The 22,383-nt window shown below is 67.8% G+C and carries 19 protein-coding genes; 11 read left to right on the top strand and 8 right to left on the bottom strand.

What is annotated here, in order from left to right; genetic code table 11:
- Nucleotides 1-86 precede the first annotated feature (86 nt).
- On the top strand, nt 87-2,666 hold the full coding sequence (locus BJY22_RS20225; RefSeq protein ID WP_167209014.1) for an RHS repeat-associated core domain-containing protein: 2,580 nt from the start codon (nt 87-89) through the stop codon (nt 2,664-2,666).
- 782 nt (nt 2,667-3,448) lie between these two features.
- Here the strand turns inward: BJY22_RS20225 and BJY22_RS20230 are convergent.
- The 5 genes from BJY22_RS20230 to BJY22_RS20250 form a co-directional block, all read right to left on the bottom strand.
- Nucleotides 3,449-4,033 (bottom strand): hypothetical protein, encoded by a 585-nt coding sequence (locus BJY22_RS20230; protein ID WP_167209016.1) that lies wholly within the window; start codon nt 4,031-4,033, stop codon nt 3,449-3,451.
- A 14-nt stretch (nt 4,034-4,047) separates the two neighbouring features.
- Nucleotides 4,048-4,770 carry a hypothetical protein gene (locus tag BJY22_RS20235; protein ID WP_167209018.1) on the bottom strand — a complete coding sequence of 241 codons (723 nt, stop codon included), beginning with the start codon at nt 4,768-4,770 and terminating at the stop codon, nt 4,048-4,050.
- A 37-nt stretch (nt 4,771-4,807) separates the two neighbouring features.
- Complete coding sequence (locus BJY22_RS20240) at nt 4,808-7,465, bottom strand: FtsX-like permease family protein (protein WP_167209019.1); 2,658 nt, start codon at nt 7,463-7,465, stop codon at nt 4,808-4,810.
- Complete coding sequence (locus tag BJY22_RS20245) at nt 7,462-8,199, bottom strand: ABC transporter ATP-binding protein (protein ID WP_167209021.1); 738 nt, start codon at nt 8,197-8,199, stop codon at nt 7,462-7,464. The genes BJY22_RS20240 and BJY22_RS20245 overlap by 4 nt, the downstream gene beginning before the upstream one ends.
- Nucleotides 8,200-8,553: 354 nt before the next feature.
- Entirely contained in the window at nt 8,554-9,168 is a 615-nt protein-coding gene (locus tag BJY22_RS20250) for an RNA-dependent RNA polymerase family protein (protein ID WP_202891192.1), read from the bottom strand.
- A 58-nt stretch (nt 9,169-9,226) separates the two neighbouring features.
- Between BJY22_RS20250 and BJY22_RS20255 the strand changes: the two genes are divergently transcribed.
- From BJY22_RS20255 to BJY22_RS20290, 8 genes are all read left to right on the top strand, one after another.
- Nucleotides 9,227-9,622 carry a hypothetical protein gene (locus BJY22_RS20255; protein WP_238350408.1) on the top strand — a complete coding sequence of 132 codons (396 nt, stop codon included), beginning with the start codon at nt 9,227-9,229 and terminating at the stop codon, nt 9,620-9,622.
- A gap of 82 nt (nt 9,623-9,704) precedes the next feature.
- Nucleotides 9,705-10,814, top strand: a complete 1,110-nt coding sequence (locus BJY22_RS20260; RefSeq protein WP_167209025.1) for a GNAT family N-acetyltransferase — start codon at nt 9,705-9,707, stop codon at nt 10,812-10,814.
- Complete coding sequence (locus BJY22_RS20265; protein ID WP_167209027.1) at nt 10,786-11,736, top strand: potassium channel family protein; 951 nt, start codon at nt 10,786-10,788, stop codon at nt 11,734-11,736. Before BJY22_RS20260 ends, BJY22_RS20265 begins: the two co-directional genes overlap by 29 nt.
- Before the next feature lie 73 nt (nt 11,737-11,809).
- On the top strand, nt 11,810-12,715 hold the full coding sequence (locus BJY22_RS20270; protein WP_202891193.1) for a zinc metalloprotease: 906 nt from the start codon (nt 11,810-11,812) through the stop codon (nt 12,713-12,715).
- A 6-nt stretch (nt 12,716-12,721) separates the two neighbouring features.
- Complete coding sequence (locus BJY22_RS20275; RefSeq protein WP_167209029.1) at nt 12,722-13,156, top strand: cupin domain-containing protein; 435 nt, start codon at nt 12,722-12,724, stop codon at nt 13,154-13,156.
- Between the two features lie 148 nt (nt 13,157-13,304).
- The gene (locus BJY22_RS20280; protein WP_167209031.1) at nt 13,305-14,303 is read left to right on the top strand and encodes a substrate-binding domain-containing protein; all 999 of its coding nucleotides are present in this window, start codon (nt 13,305-13,307) and stop codon (nt 14,301-14,303) included.
- A gap of 115 nt (nt 14,304-14,418) precedes the next feature.
- Nucleotides 14,419-15,339 carry a carbohydrate ABC transporter permease gene (locus tag BJY22_RS20285; RefSeq protein ID WP_167209033.1) on the top strand — a complete coding sequence of 307 codons (921 nt, stop codon included), beginning with the start codon at nt 14,419-14,421 and terminating at the stop codon, nt 15,337-15,339.
- A complete protein-coding gene (locus BJY22_RS20290) occupies nt 15,336-16,169 on the top strand; it encodes a carbohydrate ABC transporter permease (protein WP_167209035.1) in 834 nt (277 codons plus the stop codon). The genes BJY22_RS20285 and BJY22_RS20290 overlap by 4 nt, the downstream gene beginning before the upstream one ends.
- A 47-nt stretch (nt 16,170-16,216) precedes the next feature.
- Here the strand turns inward: BJY22_RS20290 and BJY22_RS20295 are convergent, their stop codons facing one another.
- A complete protein-coding gene (locus tag BJY22_RS20295; RefSeq protein WP_337758808.1) occupies nt 16,217-17,422 on the bottom strand; it encodes an RNA-guided endonuclease InsQ/TnpB family protein in 1,206 nt (401 codons plus the stop codon).
- A gap of 95 nt (nt 17,423-17,517) precedes the next feature.
- Between BJY22_RS20295 and BJY22_RS20300 the strand changes: the two genes are divergently transcribed.
- The gene (locus tag BJY22_RS20300) at nt 17,518-18,804 is read left to right on the top strand and encodes an ABC transporter substrate-binding protein (protein WP_167209039.1); all 1,287 of its coding nucleotides are present in this window, start codon (nt 17,518-17,520) and stop codon (nt 18,802-18,804) included.
- Complete coding sequence (locus tag BJY22_RS20305) at nt 18,804-19,952, top strand: ADP-ribosylglycohydrolase family protein (RefSeq protein ID WP_167209040.1); 1,149 nt, start codon at nt 18,804-18,806, stop codon at nt 19,950-19,952. Before BJY22_RS20300 ends, BJY22_RS20305 begins: the two co-directional genes overlap by 1 nt.
- A 3-nt stretch (nt 19,953-19,955) precedes the next feature.
- Here BJY22_RS20305 and BJY22_RS20310 read toward each other — a convergent pair whose 3' ends face one another.
- Both BJY22_RS20310 and BJY22_RS20315 read right to left on the bottom strand, forming a co-directional pair.
- A complete protein-coding gene (locus tag BJY22_RS20310) occupies nt 19,956-20,792 on the bottom strand; it encodes a discoidin domain-containing protein (protein WP_167209042.1) in 837 nt (278 codons plus the stop codon).
- A gap of 12 nt (nt 20,793-20,804) precedes the next feature.
- A complete protein-coding gene (locus BJY22_RS20315) occupies nt 20,805-22,382 on the bottom strand; it encodes an alkaline phosphatase D family protein (protein ID WP_167209044.1) in 1,578 nt (525 codons plus the stop codon).
- Between the last annotated feature and the right edge of the window lies 1 nt (nt 22,383).

Raw genomic sequence — 22,383 nt, forward strand, 5'->3', positions numbered from 1 at the left:
ACGGCCGCGGCAACTCGACGACCTACACGGTCAACACGCTCGGCCTGCCGGAGAAGGTCATCGAACCGTCCACCACGGCCCACCCAGTGGTGGCCGACCGGACTTGGACGGCGTCGTACGACGCGGCCGGGAACCCGGTGTCGCTGCTGTCGCCGGGCGGCGTGCAGCGGACCCGGACCTTTGACGCGGCCGGACGGCTCGAGACCGAAACGGGCACCGGCGCTGAGGCGCCGACCGCGACCCGCAACCTCACCTACGACCTGGCCGGGCGGCTCGCGACCTCGAGCGCGCTCGACGGCGTCAACACCTACACCTACAACGACCGCGGCATGCTCCTGCGCGCGGACGGCCCTTCTGGGACCTCGACCCACGGCTACGACCCCGACGGCCAGCTCACCCAGCGGATCGACGCCGCCGGAACCGCCGACTTCACCTACCTGAACGGCCGACCGGCAACGGTCACGGACCCGGTTACCCGTGTCCTGCAAACCCTCGGCTACAACGCCGCCGGGCAACTCGCCTCGATCGACTACGGCTCCAACCGGGTCCGCACAATCGGCTACGACGCCTACGGCCGGATGAACTCCGACGTACTCAAAGCCGGAGCCGCTCCCGGAACAACGGTCTCGTCGATCACCTACGGCTACGACGCCGACAACAACATCACGTCGAAGAACACCACCGGCGTCGCCGGCGCCGGCAACAACACCTACACCTACGACCAACTCGGCCGGCTCACCGCCTGGACCAAGGGAACAACCACCACCGCCTACGGCTGGGACGCCAACTCCAACCGCACCAAGGCCGGGACCAAACTGGCCTCGTACGACGAACGAAACCGTCTCCTCAACGACGGCACCTCCACCTACACCTACTCACCCCGCGGTGCCCTACTGACACAGGCCACGACCACAGACGGGACAACCACGACCGAGGCGTTCAGCTTCGACGCCTTCGACCGGATGATCACCCGTTCCGACCGTGACTTCACCTACGACGCTCTCGACCGTCCGGTGCAGGCCGGTACCGCGCGGATGCGCTACGACGGCTTCAGCGACGAAGTCGTCTCCGACGGCACCCAGTTCTTCGGCCGATCCGCATCCGACGGCCTGCTCGCGGTCGGCTACGAGACGACCAAACGCCTCGTCCTGGCCGACCGCCACGGCGACATCGTCGCGGGCTTCGACCCGGCCGACACCACGCTGGACGCGGGCCTGCCCGACACCCGGACCTACGACCCGTTCGGCCAGTCCACCAACGCCACCGGACTCAAGTACCGCGTCGGGTACCAGGGGGACTGGACCGACCCCCGCTCCGGCGACGTCAACCAAGGCGCCCGCTGGTACAACCCCGGCACCGGCACCTTCAACTCCCGCGACACCATCACCCACAACGCCGGCACCGCCAGCTCAGTCCTCAACCTGTACGCCTACGCAGGCGGCAACCCGATCACGCTAAACGATCCTGACGGGCACCGACCGGCCGATCCTGAGCTCGATGGTGGGTGCGTCTGGACGGTCCCTGACCCTCTCAATCCGCACGACGATGCGCGGCCCGTGAGGATCTGTCCCGAGGATCCCCCGAAGCCGCCACCGCCGCCAAAGAAGGACTGCAAGAAGACAAACACGTGCCCACCGAAGAAGTGCACGAAGCCCGGCGGTGGAAAGCATTGTCCGCCAGAACCCGACCCCAACTGCAAGAGCCACCCGAAAGCCTGCGACGGCGCCGGGGACGGCGGTGACGGTGACGGCGGTGGCGGCGACGGCGGCTGCAAACGCGGCTGTGGCCCCAAGCCCCCGCCGAAGTGCGACGCCCAGTGCCAGCTGGAAAAGAAGATCGAGAAGGAACGCGACGAGCTGGAGGATGAGGCCAAGACGGTCGTACAACCGCCACCCGGTGACCCCGTCTGCGCCAGCGGCAATCCGCTCTGCCCAACCGACCCATCACAGCCGGCCACTGTCGTCTCCTCCGGAGACGACCTAACCGACGAAACTAGCGCCTGGTCGGACCAGCAATACCAAAACGCCCTCGACACCGCCGGTTCCGTCGTCGCGAGCGTCAAGAACACTGGCTCGTACAACTGGTTCAACGGTATCCAGATCTGCGAGTCCGCCGCCTGCGGACAACCGGGCCGACCACAGGTCATGGGTGTGCCAGGAGGCTCGACCGGTGCCGCAGTTGGCGGCATCGCCGTGGGCATCGCGGGAATCCCAATCGGTGACGCGATCGCCCAGATCATCGACCAGATCCTGCAGACCGTAGGCTCGGGCTCAGACAGCACGTCAGGATCCGGTTCCAATGTCAGCGGCAGTACCGCACAATCACCGGATCCAGACGACGAGCAGGGCCCTGGCAAACCGAAAATCACCGTCACTTCACGACTGCGTGGAGATAAGGTGCTGGAGAGGGCGGCCCAGCAGGTTGGAAAGAATGCTCGCCAGCAGCAAGATGTGGATAATATTGTTGCTAGGTTTCAGAACGGGAACACCAATCCGGGAATCGGGTCAAAATCTCTCGGTAACACGGACGTGTATTATTTGAGGACGCGCAGTGGCGCTCGCGTCTTCTATAGGAATAACAGCCAAGGTATCGAAATTGTCGGCAAGGCAAATAAGGGCAACGAAAACGCAGTGATCAAGAGATTGACCGAGGTCTATGGAAGGTAGCTTTGTACTCGATCGATGAACCGAATTTCCGGCTGAGGCTGCTTCTTGAAGATGGTGAGGCCCCGGAAGCAGTCTGCAATGTAGATGGCTGGATTGATTTACCAAATGATGAGTCGTGGGCCGGTACATTTCTGACGCTGGCGGAGGTGGGGCGATTGATGGAGCGGTGGAATGAAACTGGAGAGCATGCCTCGGGGGCATATTTCGTGTCAACCGATGGCGTCATCCTGCGAGAGCCTGGGGTTGAATCAATTCTTGCTGCAGCGCGGGATCTCGTGGCTACCGGTGACTATGAGTTGTACCTAATCCGATCGCAGAGTAGTTGACGCGCGAACCTCTCGAGACGGATTGTAGGCGGGTTCTCCCAGGTAAATATGCCGGGTGTCGGAGCGCTCAGGTGTGATCGCACGAATGGGTCGGTGGGCGCGCTCCTAGGTGGTCGAGTCACCACCTGGGGGCGAGGGCCGACGGTCGTGCAGCCGGTTTGGAAGCAGTTCCAACGCCGTCACGGGTGCGATGCGATTGGGCAGAAGGCGCCAGGCGCGCGGTGTCTCGGTCGCCCCGTCGCGCGCCATTACCGCGATGGTGAGCAAGGTGGTGGTTCAGGACCGCCTGGGTGGTCAGGCGATCGAGCACTAGCGGTCGAGTGACCGTTTGCGCCATCACACCCACTCTGTCCAACCGGCCTCGCGCTACCGCCGCCGTCGTCACCTCGGAGACGACCGGACCGAAACCACCGCCCGGTCCGGGATCCGACGTCCTGAGCCAGCTGCGTGTGAGAGTTACGGCGTGACCACGCGAGGCTTGCGCGGGTACCGCTCGTCGGTGACCTCGACGTGGGGGGCGAAATGTGTTGTGGCGGCGGCTATCTTGTGTAGGGACCAGGGGGAGACGGATGCGCGGTGGCCGTAGGGTTTGCCGTTGGGGCGTTCGAAGGATAGGACTGTTGTCCGGGTTGGGATGAATTTGAGCAGCTTGGTGGGGCGGTAGCGCAGGACTACCCGGGCGATCGCGTCCCAGGGGGCCTCGGCTCGTGGCGGGCCGATCTTTGTGCGCAGGCCGAAGTTGGTGCCGGCGTACAGCTTGATGCCGTGCTGGTCGAGGCGCGCGGCGAGCGGACTCTGCAGCTGGCAGGCGAACTTCAGGCCCACCCATCCGAGGACCGCGAAGAGTGGGATGAGCAGCGGCGCCCGGTGCGTGTCGGCGTACTTCGGAAAGGCACTGTTGTTGCCTAGCGGAACCAGGTCACCGGCCGGAACCGCCACGGTGATCCACACGATGGCGGTGATCGCCGCGATGCCGGCCGCGAGCCATAGGAAGTCCCAGGGGCGGAACCATTCGTTCACGGTGATCTCAGAAGCGGGCATGGCTCGACCCTAATTCACGGTGTGGAGGTGATCCGGCGAACGGATTGGCTCTCTGCGGTGATGTGGCCGTTCTTGAAGGCCTTGTCCAGCGTGCCTTCGGAACGTCGGGTCAGTGTGAGGTCGACCGGGCAGGTCGTGGTGGGCTTGGCGCCGGGCGTCGGCGTCTCCGTGGCCGGCCGGATCGAGCCGGTGGGGATGCTGAGTGACGTACGGCCGGGCGCCAGCTCCAGGCTGCCGGTCTGGATGCATTCACCGTTCCAGGTGAGGACGGACGGCAGCTCGGACGGCGCGCTGTCAACGCGGACCGGGATCGGGGAGCGGCGGGAGTACGTCGTACCGGCCAGGGGAGCTGTGAGCCGCACGCGTTCGGGGAGTTTCACCGTGGACCGCGGCGCGGAGTCGTCGTCCTTCCCGCGGCTGAGGTCGAACGTGATCTCGGTCCCTGCGGCGACCACGCCGTCGAGTCGACCGCCGTACTCGGTGGCACCGGCGGCGCGGTGACGCTCGAGCCTGACGTTCTTGCCGCCGCCTGACGACGTGACCGACTCGCCGTCGCCGAGCTCGACGAAGGTGAGTTTGCCGACGCGGTACGACGCACTCACCTTCGCAACGTCGTCCGTTTCGGGCAGGGTGACGACGTAGTCGGCGGTGATCCCGCTGGTCCGGATGTCCTTCGACTCGACCGTCGAACAACCGGCCAGGACGAGTACGAGCGCGACGGCGGTGATTCGCTTCACAGCCAGCGAAGCTAGCAGCGCCAAGGGTTAGGTACGACTACTCGTACTGGAGTGCCTCCAGCGGGTTCAGTTTGGCCGCGCGGCGGGCCGGCCAGATCGCGGCGATGATGCCGACGACGACCGAGACGACGGCGAAGACGACCAGTTGGCCGACCGGGACGGTGAAGCTGATCTCGTCGAGCCGTGCGGCCAGCAGGGACGCGAGGACCAGACCGAGGACGATCCCGATGACCGCGCCGATGAGCGCTGTCATGACGGACTCCTGACGGATCATCCGCTTCACCTGCCGGCGGGTCAGGCCGATCGCGCGCAGCATGCCGAGTTCGCGGGTTCGCTCGAAGACGGTCAGCACCAGTGTGTTGACGATGCCGAACAGGCTCACGATCACGGACAGCGCCAGCAGGACGTAGAGCACGTTCAGCAAGCTCTTGATGCCGTCGGTCTGGTTGTCCTTGAACTGTTCGATGGTCACGGCCTTGGCGTTCGGGAACGAGGCCAGGGCGGCGTTCAGGGTGGCGGTGTTCGCCTGTGTCACTCCGCCTTGGATGTTCAGGAAGCTGTAGATGTTCTGCGGTTGTCCGGTCGAGGCGTCGAAGGTTTTGGTCGAGATCGTCACGTTGCCGAACGGCGACCCACCGGCCGGCGGATCGAAGATGCCGCGCACCGTGAGCTGCAACAGCTTGCCGTTGACCGTTTGCAGGGTGAACCTCGAGCCCATGGCGAGCGAGTGCTCGTCGGCGTAGTCGGCGTCGACGATCGCGCCATCGGCTGCCAGTTCGGTCAGTGACGCCTGCGAACCGGAGCGCCAGTCGAACCGGAGCAGCTTGGGCGCTGTCTCGTCGATCGCGGTGATGGAGATCGTCTTGTCGAACGCCTTGGCCTGCCCGGCGCGGACGCTGGTCACCTCCGTCACCGACGGCACGTTGGCCGCCGCGGCCGCCACAGCCGGCGGCAGCGGGCTGAAGTTGTTCTGCGCGGTGATCGCGTAGTCGGAACTGGAGATCCGGTCGACCGCGTCTTCGAACGGCTTGATGATCCCGGCGCCGAGCGTGGCGACGAGGGTGACCAGCGCGAGCCCGATCATCAGGGCCGCGGCCGTCGACGCCGTACGGCGTGGATCGCGCCGGCTGTTCTGCCCGCCGAGGGTGACCGCAGGGCCGTCCGGGAGAATCCCGGGGAACTCTGCCGGGCGCCCAAACAGCCGGCGGATCAGCCACAGCGGCACCAGGAAGAACGGCCAAGCGATCGCGGTCAGGGCGACCACCGACCAGCGCGCCACCGGATCTGAGACCGCGGCCATCGGCCGGACGAGTCGTGCGGAGAACGACGCGATGCCGACGAACAGCAGCAGGACGCCGAGTCCGAGCAGGATCAGCAATGTCCGGGTCGCCAGACCGTCGACGAACAGTCCGGCCAGCACCGTGCCGATTCCCACCACGGCCAGCGCCGCGGCACCCACCGAGCGGAACCGGTGGAAACGTCCCGGCGGCAGCGCCGCGCCCTCTCGGACGGCGGCGATCGGCGGTACCCGTGTGGCGCGCATCGCCGGCCGCAAACTGGCCAGCACGGTCACGACCACGCCGACCAGGAGCGCGACGACGACGGTCCGCGTCCGGAACACCAGCCCGTTGTTCGGCAGCGTGAAGCCGATCGCATCGAACAGGTTGAACAGGCCGGTCGCGATCGCCAGACCGAGGAACAACCCGGCGACGGCCGAGACGATGCCGGTCACGAGCGCCTCGAGGACGACCGTGCCGAGGATCTGCCGGCGCGCGGCGCCGAGCGTCCGCAGCGTGGCGAACTCGCGGGTGCGCTGGGCGATCGTGATCGACAGCGAGTTCGCGATCACGAACGAGCCGACGAACAACGCGATCCCGCCGAAGACCAGCAGGAACGTCTGCAGGAAGCTCAGGAACTCGCTCGTCCCGGCGGCGTCCTCGGCGGCCTGATCCTCCGCGCTGCGGACCTGGGTCGCGGGCGGCAGGATCTTCTGGACCGCGGCCAGCAGCTGCGGCCGGTCCACGCCCTCCTTGGCGGCGATCAGGATCTGGTCAAGCTTCCCGGGCTTGTCGAACAACCGCTGGGCCGTGCCGAGCTCGAAGCCCGCCAGCGTGGCGCCGCCGATCGACGAGACAGCGCCGAAACTGACCAGCCCGGAGATCCGCATCGGCTCGACCGCGCCGCGGGCCTGGACGCCGATCGTGTCGCCGGCCACGAATCCCTTCTCCGCCGCGGTCTTCGTGTCGATGACCACCTCACCCGTGGCCGGCCAGTCGCCGGAGGCCAGACTGAGGGAGTTGAACTGCGGCAGCGACGGATCGACGCTGAAACCGAGGTTCGGAGCACCGCCGAACACGATCGCCTTGCCGTCCTTGCCGATCAGCTGGGCCTCGCCGCCCACCGCACCGCCGGCCGCGCCGACCTCCGGAAGATCCCGGACCTTCTGCAGTAGGTCGGCACCGAACGGTGGCGCTGTCTGTGTCCCGTCGTCGGCGAGGTCGAACGCGGACTTCCCGGTGATCGCGGCGTCGGTGTTCTTGTAGTTCTGGCTGAAGATCGAGTCGAACGCGCTCGAGATCGAGTCGGTGAGGACATAGGTGCCGGAGATCAGCGACACCCCGAGGACGATGCCGATCGCGGTCAGCGCCGTCCGTAGCTTGCGGGCGAGCAGTCCCTGCAGCGCGAACTTGATCACTGCAGGTCCATGGTGTCGATGATCTGCAGGATCTCGTGCTGATTGGACCGCCCGGTCTCCTTCACGATCTCGCCGTCGGCGAGGTACAGCACCCGGTCGGCCATCGCGGCGGCCTTGGCGTCGTGCGTCACCATCACCGTCGTCTGACCGTACTCCTCGACCGACGACCGCATCAGGGCGAGGATCTCGCCGCTGGTCCGGGAGTCCAGGTTGCCGGTCGGCTCGTCGGCGAACACCACGGTCGGCCGGGACACCAGCGCCCGGGCGATCGCGACGCGCTGCTGCTGGCCGCCGGACAGCTCGGCCGGTCGGTGCGTGAGGCGGTCGGCGAGGCCGACGCGTTCGACCAGGCCGTCGAAGAACTCCTGATCCGGCTTCTCCCCGGCGATCGTCAGCGGCAGCAGGATGTTGTCCCGCGCGCTGAGCATCGGCAGCAGGTTGAAGAACTGGAAGATGAAGCCGATGTGCTGACGGCGGAGCTTGGTCAGCGCGTCGTCACCCAGTGTCGTGATCTCGATGCCGGCGATCCGGACCGAGCCCGACGTCGGCCGGTCCAGCCCCGCCAGGATGTGCATCATCGTCGACTTGCCGGACCCGGACGGCCCCATCACCGCCGTGAGCTGTCCGGACTCGATCTCGACGTCCACACCGTGCAGCGCACGGACTGCGGTGTCCCCTTCGCCGTACACGCGTACAACGCCTTCGGCGTGCACGACTGCGACAGTCCCCTCCATTGCCGATCGCCCTCCCCTGGCTGATCAGCGGCCCCCCAGCAAACCGGTCAACAACTTCCACCGAGTGTGCACGTGTTCGCGCCGGACCGATAGGGGGTTATCCCCGAACCGAACCCTGAGCTGTGTAGATCCAGCGGCCACGTAGAGCTGCAACGGGGTGATTGTGGGAGCGGAGATTGAGGGTGCCGGACCGGGAAGCGCCTCACGGCGCGTGGCCGCTCGTAGCGGCTTATTTTGGGACCCGGGGCTTGCACCGGCCCGACACCTCGAACAGTGTAGCGGGTGCTCAAACCCCTTGTCCTGTTGGGATTCCAGGCCGCGAGACGCTATAACATCCGTCGGCGCGGGACGCAACTACCACAGATTTCCGGCGCGTTCGATGCGTGCCGCGATCTGCAGCTGGTCAGCGGTCTCGACCAGTTTGGAGGCGGCCAGGACCCGGTCGTGGCCGTCGTCGGCGAGATGGGCCCGGCCGGTCGCCACGATCCGCGCGAACGCGGCCGCGCGGTCCAGCGTGGTCGCGAAATCCCCGGTCGCGACACCCCGCAGTACGGCGTCCACCATGTCCCGTACCTCGGTCGGCCCGGGTGGCTCCGCGACGCCGGCGACGACCGCGTGCACCTCGGCGTACTTGCGGCCGCCTGCGAACTCGCGCGACACCTCCTCGGCGTTCGCGTGCACCCACGACCGCAGCACGTACAGCCGCCAGAGCGCCCCGGGCAACGAGTCGGCGGGGGAGTCGGACCACAGCTCGGCCAGTTCGTCGAGACCGTACTCGTCAGCGAGTTTGACCACCCGAGCGTGCACCTCCGCGTCCTCGGACTTCCGCACGCCGCGGACGAGCAACTCGGCGGTCCGGTGCGCGGCCTCGGTCACGGTCGCCGGATCGGCGGCCCCGGGCAGCGACTCGAACAGCTTGTTGCCGGGCATGATCGGCCGACGCGGATTCGGGGTGGTCACGGCCACCATGGTGCCTGACCCCGCGAGCGTCCGCATTCCGACCCGGCGCAGTCAGTACCCTCGCTTTATGGCGGGTGGAGCGAGTGGTCAGGGCCGGCTGGCGAAGAACTTGGTCAAGTACGGCGTGCGGTACGGGCCGCTGGTGGTCGAGGCGGTGCGGCACGGGCGGGAGCCCGCGCAGCAGGCGGTCCAGGCCGCCTGGGCGAAGCGTTCCGCACGGCGGAAGGCGGTCGAGCACGCTCTGACCGTGCGCGACGGCTCCTTGCTGAAGGTGATCAAGGACGGTCAGGCGATCTTCTTCGTGTTCTCCGGCGACGCGATCGTCACGACGTACCCTGCCGTCCCGCAGTCGGCGTACCCCGAGCTGCTCCGGCACGCCGACCTGGACAGGCGCGAGTCCGCCGCCACGCTGGCCGCCCGGCGGCCGAAGCTGCCGCTGCCGAAGGTACGCCGCAAACGTTGACGCACGCGTAACATCCCGGACCCGGCGGGGCAACAGGCCGGACGCAGAGTGGGAGGACGTTTCCACGAGGGAGGGCGTCCGCATGCTCTGGAAGATCAGGACCGAACTCGCCGACCGGCCCGGTGCGCTGGCCGAACTCGCTGCACGGTGTGGTGCGGACGACATCAACATTCTCAGCCTCGAGGTCTTCACCGCCGAGTCAGGCGCCGTCGACGAGCTCGTGGTCTCCACCGGGGTCGGCTGGACCGCCGCCGACCTGACCGCCCTGGTCGCGGAGGCGGGGTGCGTCCGTACGACGGTCCGCCCGTGCCAGGCCGACGTGCTCAACGACGCGCCGACCCGGTACCTGCGCGCCGTACTGCGGCTGATCGACGACCCGGTGTCGGTCGACGACGAGCTGGGCAATCTGCAGGGCTTCGACGAGTACACGCCCGCCGAGTGGGCGCGGGCCGACGTACTGGTCGAGATCGCGGGGCGGCTGGCCGAGCGTTTCGACGTACCGGAAGGACCGCGGCCCGGGAGCGCCGTTCCCGAACTGCGGATCGCGACGGTCGAGGACGCCGACGCCGTGGTCGCGATGCACGAGCGGTGCTCGTACGAGAGCCGCACGCGGCGGTACCACGTTCCGATGCCGAAGCTCACCGCCCGTACGGCGCGGCACCTGTCCGCGCCGGCCGGTGGCGTCTCGGTCGTCGCATCCGTCGGGGACGCCGTGATCGGGATGGCGACAGCGGCGCCGTGGGAGGAGCTGGGCAGTACGACGATGGAGGTCGCCGTACTCGTCGAGGACGGCTGGCAGGGGCAGGGGCTCGGGCTGCGGTTGCTGCGTCAGGTCGTGGGGGAGGCCCGCGCGCTGGGCGCCGACCGGGTGGTCTGCATGGTGCAGCCGGAGAACCACGCGATGCTCCGGACGCTGGAGCGGCTGCGGATGCGATCAAGGGTCGTCCGCGACGGCGACAGTTTGATGGTGAGTGTCGCACTGTCCGACCGGAGCCTGTCGCATGCGGTGGATCGCCCCGCGGTGCAATATCGTCTGAACCGTGCCACCCCTTCCCATCGGCCGCAATCCACACGGCCTGCTGGTCAACCTGCCCGCGAGCACACGCTCGCCGCTCTTTCAGCTCTTCAGCCGGTTTCTGATCGCGCTGGGGCTGCTGACGCTGATGGTGCTGATCGTGGTGGTCGACCGTGACGGGTACAAGGACAGCTACGACGGCAGCGTCGACCTGATCGACAGCATCTACTACGCCACCGTCACGCTCACCACGACCGGGTACGGCGACATCACGCCGGTGACACCGACCGCCCGGCTGGTGAACGCCTTCATCGTGACGCCGCTGCGGATCTCGTTCCTGGTGGTGCTGGTCGGTACGACACTGGAAGTGCTGGCCAACGAGGGTCGCCGGATCATGCGCGACACGCGCTGGAGGAAACGGATGAAGGACCACACCATCGTCGTCGGCTACGGCACCAAGGGCCGGTCCGCGGTGCAGACGCTGATCAGCAACGGAGTGAAGCGCGACGCCATCGTGGTGATCGACCCGCGGGCGACGGCGATCGGTGACGCGGGCAACGATCAGATGGCCGCCTTCCACGGCGACGCGACGAACCGGACGGTACTGCGGCGCGCCGAGGTGATGACCGCGCGCGAGGTGATCGTGACGACCGACCGGGACGACTCGGCCGTCCTGGTGACGCTGGCCGTGCGGCAGCTGAACCCGAATGCGCACATCGTGGTCGCGGTCCGCGAGGAGGACAACGTGCCGCTGCTGCGACAGAGCGGCGCGGACGCCGTCGTCACGTCCTCCGAGGCGGTCGGGCGGCTGCTCGGCCTGTCCGCGGTCAGCCCGAACCTCGGTGAGGTGATGGAGGACCTGCTCACGTACGGCGAGGGTCTCGAGGTCGCCGAGCGCCCGGTCCTCGGCCGCGAGGTCGGGAAGCCGCCGTCCGCCGTACCCGACCGGGTCGTGTCGGTGGTCCGCGACGGCAAGGTGCACCGGTACTACGACTCGAACGTCTCGGTCCTCGCCGCCGGTGACAAGCTCATCGTCGTCCGCCCCGCCAAGGAGACTCCGTGGGCCGAGCGCCCCGGCGCCGACGAGGACGACGAGTAGAATCCCTTCCGCCGCGCCCGGTCGCTGCCTAGAGTTCGAACTGCCTGGGGCCGCGAGTCAGGAGGGGGCAGACATGAGGTGGAGCAGGGCCGCACGGATCGCCGCGGTGGCGGCGATGCTGGGTGCTGGACTGACCGGAACGCAGAGCCAGGCCTCGGGTCCGCCCGGGGACGAGGAGTGCGTCTCGGAGGAAAGCGTCGTACACGCGCGGGGTGGTGCGCGGGAGCCGGATCTCGGACAGGTCGCGCAGGACCTTCCGGCCTCGGCCAAGGGCAAGGCGAAGGCCGGCTTCGGAGTGACCGTTCCGGTCTACTTCCACGTGGTTACCGACGGATCGATCGGGGCGTTGACGGCGCGCCAGATCAGCGCGCAGATCGCGGTACTGAACAACACCTACGCCGGCGGTGAAGGCGGTGCGGAGACCGGGTTCCACTTCAAGCTGGCGGGCGTGACGCGGACCGACAACGCGGCCTGGTTCTACGCGAACCCAGGGGGCACCGGCGAGCACAGCATGAAGCAGGCGCTGCACACCGGTGGACCTGGCGACCTGAACCTGTACTCGACGACTGCCGGCGACTACCTCGGCTGGGCGTACCTGCCGGACATCGTGACCAAGCCGGGGCAGGCGTACCTCGACGGTGTCGTGGTCGACTGGGAGTCGTTCATCGGTACGTCGACCACGTACGCGGGCCGCTACGACCAAGGTGAGACGTCCACCCACGAGGTCGGTCACTGGCTCAACCTCGAGCACACGTTCTACGGCGGCTGCAGCGCCAAGGGCGACTTCGTCGACGACACGCCCGCCGAGAAGACGGCGACCTCCGGCTGCCCGGCAGGCAAGGACACCTGCAAGGCGCCCGGGCTCGACCCGATCCACAACTACATGGACTACTCCTACGACTCCTGCTACACCGAGTTCACACCCGGTCAGTCGCAACGGATGGCGGACGCGTGGCTCTTCTACCGAGCGGGTAGCTAGTCCTGTATGACTTTCGACCGCGGCATCATCGTTCGGCCGGCCGCCGGTGAGACCTTGCGCGTGCTGCTCGACAGTTCGGGCAGCGACGACGCGCTGAGCGTCGTCGAGATGACGCTCCAGGTCGGGTCCGGCGGCCCGCCGCTGCATCTGCATCCCACGCACGCAGAGGGGTTCTACGTACTCGCCGGCGAACTGACCGTGCAACTCGGCGACGAGATCACCACCGGCGGCCCCGGCACCTGGGCCTGCGCCCCCAAGAACACACCCCACACCCTCGCCAACCTCGGCGACGAGGACGTACGACTCCTCTGCCTGTTCGCCCCCGCCGGCTTCGAACGCCGCTTCCAACGCATGCTCGCCGACCCCACCACCGCCGAGGCCATGGCCCGCACCGAAGCCGAACACCAGACCCAACTCCTCGGCCCACCCCTCACACGCTGACCACGCGCCGCCACAAAGTCGGGCTGGGGGCGGCGGTCACGGTCCGGTTGCGGGGTGCAGTGGGGGCCTAGGTGGTGTTGACGAGGTTTGGGTGGCGGCTTATTGTCTGGGCTGTAAACGATTACAAGAACGATTACAGGAGGTCGGCGTGAGTCGTCCGACGATCGCTGGGGTGGCCCGGGCGGCCGGGGTCTCGGTGGCGTCGGTGTCGCGCGTGCTGAACGGGTTGCCGGCCACCGAGGAGATGGTCGAGCGGGTGCAGCGGGCGGTCGCGGAGCTCGGGTACGTGCCGGACGCGCGGGCGCGGTCGCTGAAGGTCGGGCGGACGTTCCAGTTGACGCTGGCGGTCGCGGACGTCGGTAACCCCGTGTACGTGACGATGATGCGCGCCGTCGAGGAGGTTGTCTCCGCGGCCGGTTACCGGCTCGTGGTGACGACGACCGGGCCGGATGTCGTGGACGAGGTCGCGCTGGTGCGGGGGATGGCGCGTGGGTACGCCGACGGTCTGCTGATCAGCCCGCTGCGCGTCGACGAGGACCTGGTCAAGTCGATCCGCGAGTGTGAGGTGCCGGTGGTTGTCGCCGGTAACGTCCCGGCGAAGGCGGGCGTCGACACCGTACGGGCGAACTCCCCGAAGGGCATGCTCCTCGCCGTCGACCACCTGGTGGCTCGCGGCCGTACGAAGATCGCCTTCCTGAACGGTCCCGCGGACACGGTGCCCGGCGCCGCCCGGGCCAAGGGTTTCGCCGACGCTCTCAAAGCGCACGACCTCGAGGCGGTCGCCACCGCCGAGGCAAGTGACTTCACCTTCGCCGCAGGACGTGCGGCGGCCCCCGAACTGCTGGTCGCCGAGGTCGCGGTGGGGCTTGATGCGGTGATCTGCGCGAACGATCTGCTGGCCGTGGGGGTCATGCACGAGTTGGCGGCGGCGGGGCTGCGGGTGCCGGAGGACGTGGCGGTGGTGGGGATGGACGACAGTGAGCTGGCCGAGCAGAGTTTCCCACCGTTGACGAGTGTGAATCTCGGGTCGGCCGAGCGTGGACGTAGGGCGGCTGAGTTGCTGTTGGCAAGGATCGAGGACAACGACCGGACTCCCCGGCGCATCGTCGTACAACCGTCGCTCAGCATCAGAAAGTCCACCCCATGACGGTATTGATGCCACGACTCCGTCGCGGCGGGTCATGGGGCTGTGACTCCCGGTCTTCCCTCGTCGCTCCGGTCGCTGCGCTCCCTCCGCTCCTCAGTCCAGACCGGGAGGCCCCATGACCGCGACCCTGACCGCGCCGCCGCAGGTCAAGAAGAAGCCGGGGAAGCCGAAGCAGAACCGGGAGGCGATTCTGCTCTTCCTGCCCGCGCTGCTGCCGGTGCTGCTCCTGAGCGTCTACCCGCTGATCCGCGGCATCGCGCTCGGCTTCACCGACGCTCGCGCCGGGCTGAACGTCGAGACCAACTTCGTAGGCTTCGGCAACTTCGGCAAACTCCTGCAGAACGACCTCTTCTGGGACTCGTTCCGGATCGGGGTGATCTGGACCCTGTCGGTCACGATCCTGCAGTTCGTCGCCGCGCTCGGCCTCGCCCTGCTGCTCAACACCGACCTGAAGTTCCGCGGTGTCGCCCGCACCCTCGCGCTGATCCCGTGGGCGATGCCGCCGGTCGTCGTCGCGATCATGTGGCGCCTGCTGCTGCACCCGACCAACGGCCCGGTCAACGAGGTCCTGCAGACGCTGCACCTCACCGACCACCCGATCAACTTCCTCGGCGACTTCGGTACGGCGCTCCCGGCCGTGATCGTGGTCGGTATCTGGGTCGGTATGCCGATGACGACCGTCACCCTGCTCGCCGGCCTGCAGGGCATCGACCGCACCCTCTACGAGGCCGCGGCGGTCGACGGCGCCGGCGCCTGGAGCCAGTTCTGGAACATCACGCTGCCGCAGCTCAAGACCGTGATCGTCGCGATCACCAGCCTGGACATGATCTGGAACTTCAACTCGTTCGGCCTGGTCTACGTCCTGACCGCCGGCGGCCCCGGCGGCAAGACGATGCTCCCGATGCTGTTCGCCTACAACGAGGCCTTCCGCTACGGGAACTTCGGTATGGCCGCCGCGATGGGTGACGTGATGGTGGTCATCATCATCTTGTTCCTCTTCTTCTACCTGCGGAACCGGCTGAGGAGCGAGGCATGAGAGCGCGCCCCGCCGCCCGCGTCCTCCAGTACGTCGCCGTCGTCGCGTACCTGGTCTTCCTCGGCTTCCCGCTGCTCTGGCTGATCTCTAGCTCGCTCAAGTCGCCGCAGGAGTTCGCCAGCATCACACCGAGCCTGCTGCCGAAGCACTTCGACGTGTCCAACTACACCGACGCGCTGAACGAGCAGGGCCTGGTCCGCGGCCTCGGCAACAGCCTGCAGATCTCCATCTACACGACGATCCTGGTGCTGATCGTCGCGCTCCCGGTGTCGTACGCGCTGGCCCGTTTCCGCAGCCGACTGCGTCCGCTGACGAACGGCTGGATCCTGGTCAGCCAGGTGTTCCCGGTGATCCTGATCGTGATCCCGCTGTTCATGATCCTGCGCCCGCTGCACCTGACGAACACGATCCCTGGCGTGGTGATCGTCTACATGGTCTGGTCGCTCCCGTTCGCGTTGTGGATGCTGCAGGGGTACGTCGCCGCGGTGCCGCGCGAACTGGAGGAGGCGGCCTCGGTCGACGGCGCCGGCCGGATCCGGACGATCGTGTCGATCGTGATGCCGCTGCTGCGCCCGGGCCTGATCGCGACCGCGATGTTCACGTTCATCTCGGCGTGGAACGAGTTCTTCTTCGCCCTGGTCCTGCTCCAGGACCCGCAACTCAAGACGCTGCCCTTGGTACTCGCCCGCTTCGTCGGCGCCGAGGGCCAGGTGCAGTTCGGCCCGCTCGCCGCCGCCTCCGTGCTGGCCACCGTACCCAGTCTCGTGTTCTTCGCCTTCCTGCAGCGTCGGTTGACGTCCGGCCTGCTCAGCGGCGCAGTCAAAGGTTAGGAGAGGTATTGACGTCCTCCCCATCCCGCGGGTGGGGATTCCAACTACTACGTGGAGGTAGTGAGTTGAGGTTCACGCTTCAGCGAGACCCGTACGGGCGTCTCTCGGCGTGCGCTGACGGCCCGTCCGGCCGCGATGTTGATTGCCGCGTTCACGTCCGCGTTGTCCCGGTGTCCGCAGGCTGCGCACCGGAACACCGCTTGGCTCTCGCGGTTCTCCGGTGTGCGATGCCCACAGCCGCTGCAAGTCTGCGACGTATACGCGGGATTGACCTTCTCGACCCGCCCCAGCGCTTTGTGCTCCAGGCGACGTACCAGGCCCCCCCAGCCGTTGGAGAGAATGCCTCGGTTCAGACCGCCCTTCGCGTGGCGCCCGTTCGCCATGTACGCCCCTGGTCGTTCGGGGTCGGGTTTGGGGCCAGGGCGACGGGTCATCTGGGTGATGCGCAGGGCTTCGACACGAATCACGTCGAACCGCCGGGCGAGGTCAGTGCTGGTTTTCTCGACCCAGTCTCTGCGGCGGTCGCCGGCGCGGGCATGCAGTTTGGCGATGTTGGTCTTCACCCGCTGACGGCGCCTGGAGCCGCGACGGCAGCGGTCAAGGCGGCGTTGGAGGTGCTTCAGCCGTACCTGTTCGGCCTCCGACAACACGGGGCACGTCAGAAGTTCCCCCGTACTAAGCGCCGCCGACACGGTCACGCCGCGGTCCACACCGACGACCTCACCCGTGCCTGGGGCGGGGAGCGGCGGCGGAATGACGGCGAACGCGATGTGCCAGCGTCCGGCCCGGTCACGTGTGATGCGGTAAGACTTCGCGTCTGGGACTGCGCGGGACAGCCGGAACCGTATCCAGCCGACCTTGGGCACGTTGACCCCGGCCCACTTCCGGTTCAGTTTCGCGATCCGGGAGGCCTGCGACCCGACGATGCGGAATCCCTCGTGCAGTCCGGCTTTGCGCCAGGTCGGACGCCGATGGGTTCGTGCGTAGAAGTTCTTGACGGCTTGGTTGAAGTCCCGCAGCGCCTGCTGTTGCACGGTCTGCGACCCGGCGCGCAGCCAGCCGAACGCGGCGCGTGCTTCGGTCAGTTGGCGTGCCTGCTCGACGTACCCCGGCGTCGGACCCTTGTCGCGGGTCCACATCGACCACTGCTCCAGCGCCAGGTTCCACACGTACCGGGCATGCTCGCAATGCTGCAGCAACGCAGCCTGTTGCGCAGCAGTCGGGTACAGCCGGAACCGGGACATGGAATCCATCCAATCAGTCGGGACCGACAGTCCCTGATGTCCGAAAGGAGGGAGTCGCGGTTCGTCCCCGTCCAGAGGATCGGGGTATCCCCGCGACCAACCCGATGAAGAAGAAAGTACTGACCGCGTTGCTCGCGGCGGGTGCGCTGGTGACGCTCGCCGCCTGTGGGGGCAACAGCGACAGTGGCTCCGGTGACTCCGGTTCCGCCAACGAGAAGGTGACGCTCAAGTTCCAGAGCCTCGCCTTCCAGAAGACGACGGTCGCCGCGACCAAGAAGATCGTCGCCGACTGGAACGCCGCCAACCCGAACATCCAGGTCGAGTACGTGCAGGGCAGCTGGGACTCCGTCCACGACCAGCTGGTCACGCAGTTCCAGGGCGGGACCGCGCCGGACATCATCCACGACGAGTCCGCCGACCTCAGCGGCTTCATCAACCAGGGGTACCTCGCGGACCTCTCGCCGTACCTCAGCCAGGAAACCAAGGACGCCGTCTCGCAGGGCGTCTGGGACACGGTCTCCAAGGACGGCAAGGTGTACGCCGCCCCGACGCTGCTGCAGTCGTACGTCGTGTTCGCGAACTCGGCGCTGCTCAAGCAGGCCGGTATCACCGCGACCGGTGACGCGCTGACCTGGGACGACCTCGCCGCCGACGCGAAGAAGCTGACCGCGGGCGGCAAGTACGGACTCGGCTGGGGCCTGAAGAGCCCGACCGCGACGATGCTGAACCTGGGCCTGAACTTCGACGCGAAGTTCTTCGACGGCTCCGGCCGTGACGCCAAGGCGACGGTCGGCGACGCGGAGCTCGAGGTGCCGAAGCGGATCCACGCGATGGCGTACGACGACAAGTCGATCGAGCCGACCTCGCTGACGCAGAGCGGCACCGACGTCCTGCCCGGTTTCTACGCCGGCAAGTACGGGATGATCGTGGCCGGCAACTACGTCGCGCAGCAGATCGCCGAGGAGGCCCCGAAGGGCTTCCAGTGGGAGGTGCTGCCGCCGCTGAAGGGCACCAGCACGAAGCAGGCCGCGAACCCGCAGACCCTGTCGGTGCCGGCCGAGGGCAAGCACATCGAGCAGTCGGCGAAGTTCATCGACTACTTCATGAAGGCCGAGAACCTGGCCGCGGTCGGTCAGGGCGACTGGCTGATCCCGACCACGCAGGCGGCCCGGGACGCGATTCAGAAGGCGACCGGCGGTAAGAACGGCTGGCAGCAGACGCTGGCCAGTGGCGCCGATCTGACCAAGGCGCCGTTCCAGAGCGTCGAGAACTACCCGAAGTGGAAGGACCAGATCGCGACGCCGGCGTTCCAGGAGTACCTGGCGAACAAGACCGACCTCGCGGCGCTGGGCAAGAAGCTGAACGACGGATGGGGCCAGGTCAACAGCTGATGCCTGAAGCAACAAGTACGGGGCTGGAAGACAAGGCGGTCGGGGTCCTCGTCGGTTCCGCGGTCGGTGACGCGATCGGTGGAGCCGTCGAGGGCTGGACCCCGGAGGCGATCCGGGAGCGGCACGGCGGCTGGGTGACCGGCATCGTCGGCCCGTGGTACGACGACTGGCGCACCGCGCGCCCGATCGCGCCGTACCACAAGGGCGACGGGCACATCACCGACGACACCTTGATGACGCACGCGCTGGTCGAGGTGTACGACGAACGGCGGACGCACCTGGACGCCTACGCGGTCGCCGAGTCGCTGGTGCCGAAGATGATCGACGGGACCCGGTGGGTCCCCGAGCTCGAGGCCGACGCGTTGCTGCTGCAGCGGGTCTTCCTGGCCGAGAAGTGGCTGGTCGCCCGGCTGCACTACGGGCACGTCGACCCGCGCGAGGCCGGAGTCGGCAACATCGTGAACTGCGGTGCGGCGATGTACATGGCGCCGGTCGGGATTGCCAACGCGGGCGATCCCGAGGGGGCGTACGCCGAGGCGCTCGACGTCGCCGGTGCGCACCAGTCGAGCTACGGGCGAGAGGCGGCCGGTGTGTTCGCGGCCGCCGTCGCTGCCGCGATGGTGCCGGGGGCAACGGCCGGGTCCGCGGTCGAGGCGGCGCTGAAGCTGGCCAAGGACGGCACTCGGAGGGCCGTCGAGGCCGTCGCCGAGGCCGCCGCCGGATTGACGGACTGGGAGGAAGCGATTCCGGTGCTGCGTCAGGCGATCGAGCCCTACGACACCGTCGGTCCGAACTACCGTGAGCTGTCGATGGACGCCCGCCGTCCGAGCCGCACCAAGGCGATCGAGGAGCTTCCGGTCGCGCTCGGTTTCGTCCTGGTGTCCGAGGGCGATGTACGGCGGGCCGTACTGGGAGGCACGAACTACGGGCGCGACGCGGACTCGATCGCGTCGATGGCCGGGGCGATCACTGGTGCTCTCCAAGGGCACGGTGGCGTGCCGGCGGACTGGGCGGGCGACATCGCGGAGGCGAGCAAGACGGATCTGGTGCAGCCGGGGCGTGTGATGGCTTCGGTCGTGCAGGACATCCGGGCGGCCGACGCCGAGCGGTGGGCCCGGCGGGCGGCCGCGCTGGACGCGCTGGTCTGAATGTCAGCTGCTGTAGGCCTCGAGTTCGACGATCCGGGAGTACCCGTGGTCGTTGGAGTCGTGGATCACCAAGCGGACGGCGTCGACCGCGCGGGGCTCGAAGGTGATGTTCAGGAGTCCTGTGCTGTTCCCACGAACCTCTTCGATGGTGGTCCACAGGTTGCTACCGGTGCGGACCTGGAGGTCGAAGTCTCGGAGGCCCATGACGGACGCGGGGTAGCGGGTGGAGTCGAGGGTTTGCAGGATTACTCGGCCTACCGTGGTCGGGTGGGTGAAGTCGACGCCGTACGTGTCGGGGAAGACGCCCTTGGTGTTGTCGTGCCAGCCGCTGGCGCCCCATTGCTCGGAGTCGGCGTTGCCGTCGACGCCGCCGCACAGGCGCATGTTGCCGTGGGTGGAGGACGCGACGGCCTGCTCGCCGAGCAGGACGTTGTCCCGCGCCGGGACGGGTTTGACGACGACCGGCACCTTCAGCTGTTCCTTGCCGACGGTCAGGTCGACGGTGTGGGTCGCGGGTGCCGTGCCCCGTGGGACCGTGATCTCGAGCGGAGCCTTCACCAGTTGGTCGACCGGCAGGTAGCTGGAGAACTGATGGCGGGACAATCTGAGTTCCGGGTCGCCGTAGACGCGCAGGTCGGCGACGGTTGGTTTGCTGCCGGTGTTGGTCATGCCGAGGGTCAGCTTGCCGGACGGGAAGCACGGCAGCGGGACGACCTCGACGGGTTGCGGGGTGGCGCTGATCTCGACGTGGTTGTTGCTGCTGGCAACCGCCAGGGCCGGGACGAGGACAGCCGCCGGAAGGACGAGCAGAGCGGCGCTGCGGTAGCGGGCGAGACGCATGGGAGGGTCCGTTCAGGCGAGATGGGTTCCGGGGCGGCCGTCCTCGACGACCAGGGTGGCGCGGGTGGACGCCGTACCGCCGGGCGTGGTGACGCGGTCGACGATGCGGAACTCGGACGTCCATCGCGTCCGGTCGAGCCGGCAGCTGAGATAGCCCCGCTGGACGTTCTGGAACTTGACGTGCGGGTTCTCGGCGAGCAGCGCCCGACCGGTCGCATCGGCGTCGACACCGTCCTTGCCGGACGAGATCGACGTGGTGACGAACTCGCTGCCGACCGCCGGGGTGGACGGGTCCGCGAAGTTGACCCGCAGGTCCGACGCGACACTGCGATGCAGATCCCCGGTGAGTACGACGAAGTTGCGCACGTCCCGGTCGCGCACGCCGGACAGCACGCGGTCGCGCGAGGCGGCGTACCCGTTCCACGTGTCCATCGGGAGCTCGAGTTCCGGTCCGGTCTTGCGGTCGAGCTGCGCCATCGCGACCTGTTGCGCGACGACGTTCCACCGGCTGGTCGACGTACCGAGTCTGTCGAGCAACCAGCGTTCCTGCGCGTCGCCGGTGATGGTGCGGGCCGGATCGGTCGACACCTCGTCCGGTGGCAGCCAGCCGCCCGTGCTCGTCTGGTCGTCGCGGAACTGCCGCGTGTCGAGGATGCTCAGGTCGGCGGTCCGGCCGTAGCGGAGCTGACGGTGCAGGCGGACGGACGGGCCGTCGGGCGACTGGTCGAGGCGCAGCGGCATGTGTTCCCAGTACGCGCGGAACCCGTTGGCCCGGCGTACCACGAAGTCGTCGTGCGGAATCCCGTCCTCGGAAACGTACCCGGCCCAGTTGCCCTCGACCTCGTGGTCGTCGAGCGTGACGACCCACGGCGCCGCCGCGTGCGCGGCCTGCAGGTCGGGGTCGGATTTGTGCAGGGCGTACCGCGCGCGGTATTCGTCGAGCGTGAAGATCTCGCCGGCGAAGTCGGCCGGAACGGACTGGTTGCGGATCCCCGCGGTCGGGCCGACGCCGACCTCGTAGATGTAGTCACCGAGGAACAGCACGACGTCGTGGTCCCGGCGGACGACGTCCTGGTACGCCGTGTAGTAGCCGTCGTAGAACGCCTGACAGGATGCGACCGCCATCGTCACGGCCGGCTCGTCCGACAGCGCCGGCGCGGTCCGCGTGCGACCGACCGGACTGATCTGACCGGCCGCGCGGAAGCGGTAGAAATAGTGGTGCCACGGACGGAGCCCGCGGACGTCGACGTGCACGGTGTGGGCGTACTCCGGACGCGCGTGCGCCGTACCGCGACGTACTACCCTGCGGAACGTCTCGTCCTCGGCGACCTCCCAGTCGACGTCCACCGTGCGGTCGTCCATGCCGCCGAACGGTTCGAGCGGACCGGGTGCGAGCCGGGTCCAGATCACGACGGCGTCCGGGAGCGGGTCGCCGGACGCGACGCCGAGGGTGAAGAGCGGCCTTTTGTCGGTGCGGTGCGATATTCCTACCGCATCGACGAGATCGGGGAGGCTACCGGACATCGCGAGCGCGGCGGCGGCGCCCGTGGCGGTCATGAAGCTGCGGCGGGTGACAGCCATTCGAGACATG

The sequence above is a fragment of the Kribbella shirazensis genome (genome assembly GCF_011761605.1).
In the GTDB taxonomy this organism is placed as follows: Bacteria; Actinomycetota; Actinomycetes; order Propionibacteriales; family Kribbellaceae; genus Kribbella; species Kribbella shirazensis.